This window comes from Marinitoga sp. 1154 (genome assembly GCF_013363285.1).
Classification (GTDB): Bacteria; Thermotogota; Thermotogae; order Petrotogales; family Petrotogaceae; genus Marinitoga.
Genome location: NZ_LBFB01000049.1, coordinates 1 through 2,509 on the forward strand (window position 1 = coordinate 1; position 2,509 = coordinate 2,509).

3 protein-coding genes are annotated in these 2,509 nt (G+C 24.8%); all 3 read right to left on the reverse strand.

The genetic code is table 11. The annotated features are described in order from the left end of the window. Positions 1–132: 132 nt before the first annotated feature. Genes XO12_RS10945 through XO12_RS10955 form a run of 3 tightly spaced genes read right to left on the reverse strand, consistent with a single transcriptional unit; the run spans position 133 to position 2,422 of the window. Positions 133–939 (reverse strand): ABC transporter permease, encoded by an 807-nt coding sequence (locus XO12_RS10945; protein WP_072866080.1) that lies wholly within the window; start codon positions 937–939, stop codon positions 133–135. Then, positions 933–1,697, reverse strand: coding sequence for an ABC transporter permease (locus XO12_RS10950; RefSeq protein ID WP_072866081.1), 765 nt, complete (start codon positions 1,695–1,697; stop codon positions 933–935). Before XO12_RS10950 ends, XO12_RS10945 begins: the two co-directional genes overlap by 7 nt. Then, positions 1,694–2,422 carry an ABC transporter ATP-binding protein gene (locus XO12_RS10955; protein WP_175420326.1) on the reverse strand — a complete coding sequence of 243 codons (729 nt, stop codon included), beginning with the start codon at positions 2,420–2,422 and terminating at the stop codon, positions 1,694–1,696. The genes XO12_RS10950 and XO12_RS10955 overlap by 4 nt, the downstream gene beginning before the upstream one ends. Positions 2,423–2,509: the final 87 nt, after the last annotated feature.

Consider the following 2,509-nt stretch of genomic DNA (forward strand, 5'->3'; position numbering starts at 1 on the left):
CTTACGTCATGACTGGCTAATATTATCGTTTTCCCTTTTTGCGACAATTCTTCCATTATTTCATATATTTTTATTAAGGTTTAGTCTATTTTTCATCCAAATTAAGAATTAAATCCACATTTTTTACTTATATTAAAAGCCCTGAAAACCTTTTTTACGCGATTTTTTTTCTAAAATTTTGAATGTAATAATTCCGCTTATTAAATATACTATCGATATTATAGTCAATATTATATATTCTGAATTAATCTCTAAAATTGTATTTGTATTCATTAATAAATGTCTCATTAAGTCTAATCCCCAACTAAATGGGAAAAGATAAGAAAAAATTTTTAAAAAATTTGGTAAAACAGTTATTGGAAAAAACATACCTCCTAATAATGGTGCTGCATTTCCTATTAAACTTACTAATTCATCACCATCTTTAAATAGTAATGTAATACCAAAAAAGAAAAATACAAAACCAAATGATGCTAACATTGATATAACGAATACACCTACTGATACTATAAAATTCATAAAATTAAGTGTTGTTAAATTAAATAAAATAGATAATATTATTATTGGAATTGATTCTAAAGTAACTTTTAATATACCTAATACTGACCATCCAAAAATATATCCAAAAGGATTAATTGGCATTAAAAATATTTCTTCTAACTGACCTATTCTCATATAATGCCTTAATGTAAATATAACACCCCATAACACTTCAATATAATTCCAATATGCTGCTCCAATTAAAATGTACCCAAATATATTTTTAGTATTTGTATTTCCATAAAAAAATTGAACCAATCCACTTTTTTCCCCAAAATAAAAAAGCAAAAATACTGGTAATATAGTCAATAATGGTGTGAAAAATGCTCCATACCAGTCTATTTTATATTTTTTTGCTGTTAAAAAATTTGCTTTTGCGAGATATAGACTGTTTACCATGTTTCCCACTCGCCTTTTTTCCGTGTATAGTTTTCCACTTTTTTTAACATTATTATTCCTATAACAAGATATAAAAAACTTATTATCGTTAATATTAGAAGCATATATAAATTTTTATTATCAATACTTCCAGTTTGAATTATATTTCTTCCTATAGATATTAAGTAAGTTAGTGGGATTATATATGATATTGCTTTTATATATATAGGATAGTAATTTACAGGACTGGTCATTCCAGAAAGAAGCCCTATAAAATACTGAAGTGTATAATTAATACTACCTATTTTCTTTTTCCATAATGCTAATGCTGCAAAAAATATGGAAAAAAACGTTATATATAATCCACTTATAGATAAAAGAACAAATATCCATAAGCTAAATTTTGTTGTTATTCCAGAAAGCGCAAAGAAAATAAGGGTAAATAAAGTAATATAAATATTAGTTAAAAATGTATCAATTCCTTTGGAAAAGAGAAATTTTAAAGATGAAACAGGGGATATTATTATGGAAATTAAAGTTCCTTCGGATCTTTCTTCTCCAAATCCATCACCTACTCCCCAAAAATATTGATTTAACCAGTACCACAATAGCGTTCCTATTAATATACTTTCTGAAAAATTTACTTTTCCAAATAATTTTGATGTAAAAATATATGGCCCTATCATAAAAAATGGAGTTAATGCCATATTTATCCATACAAATTTATATTTTTTTCTTATCAGCCAGTCTTTTTTTATAAGATACATTATATCCTTCATACAGATTCCTCACTTTTGATGATATCTCTAAAATAATCATAAATATTTTTATTTTCTTCTTTTATATCTCCAAACTTTGTTGTTAATTTGAGAGATCCATCTTTTAAAAAATATATATCCGTATTTTTTGAAAAACCATGGAGAATATGGCTAATCATAAATATCGTTAATCCTTCTTTGTTTAACTCATTTAAATATTCTATCATTTCATATACGGCTTCTGGATCAAGACCATTTAAGATTTCATCTAAAAATAAAACTTTTGGTTCATGAATAAGAGCTTTACATAGCATTAATTTTTTTCTCATTCCTGTTGAAAAATTTTCAACTGTAATATTTGAAAATTGTGTAAGATTAAATTTTTCAAGCAAATATCTAATTTTTTCTTTTTTTATATTTCTTTTAACTTCATAAATATCTCCAAATATATCAAGATTCTCATAAGCTGTTAATTTCCAATATAAACTCCTTTCATTTGTAAGTACTACCCCTACTTCTTTTGATAATTTTTTCCATTTTGTCTTAACATCATAATTAAGAACTTTTATTTCTCCTTCATCCGGTAATAATAATCCTATTGCAATTTTAAGTAATGTGCTTTTACCGCTTCCATTTTTTCCTATAACAACAGCAAAATCCCCTTTCTTAATTGATAAATTAATATCTTTCAATACTTCAAGATTTTCAAAACTTTTTTTAATATTTTTTGCTTCTATTACTTTCATATTTTCACCTGCTCTTTATATTTAAAATATAAACTTAAAAGTTCCTCGTATACCTTATTATGAAATGCTTTCCAGCAATCTTTTTTT

What these genes read in the sequence shown, in the direction of transcription:
- XO12_RS10945 (WP_072866080.1), bottom strand. Translation starts at nt 939, where the DNA reads ATGGTAAACAGTCTATATCTCGCAAAAGCAAATTTTTTAACAGCAAAA.
- XO12_RS10950 (WP_072866081.1), bottom strand. Translation starts at nt 1,697, where the DNA reads ATGAAGGATATAATGTATCTTATAAAAAAAGACTGGCTGATAAGAAAA.
- XO12_RS10955 (WP_175420326.1), bottom strand. Translation starts at nt 2,422, where the DNA reads ATGAAAGTAATAGAAGCAAAAAATATTAAAAAAAGTTTTGAAAATCTT.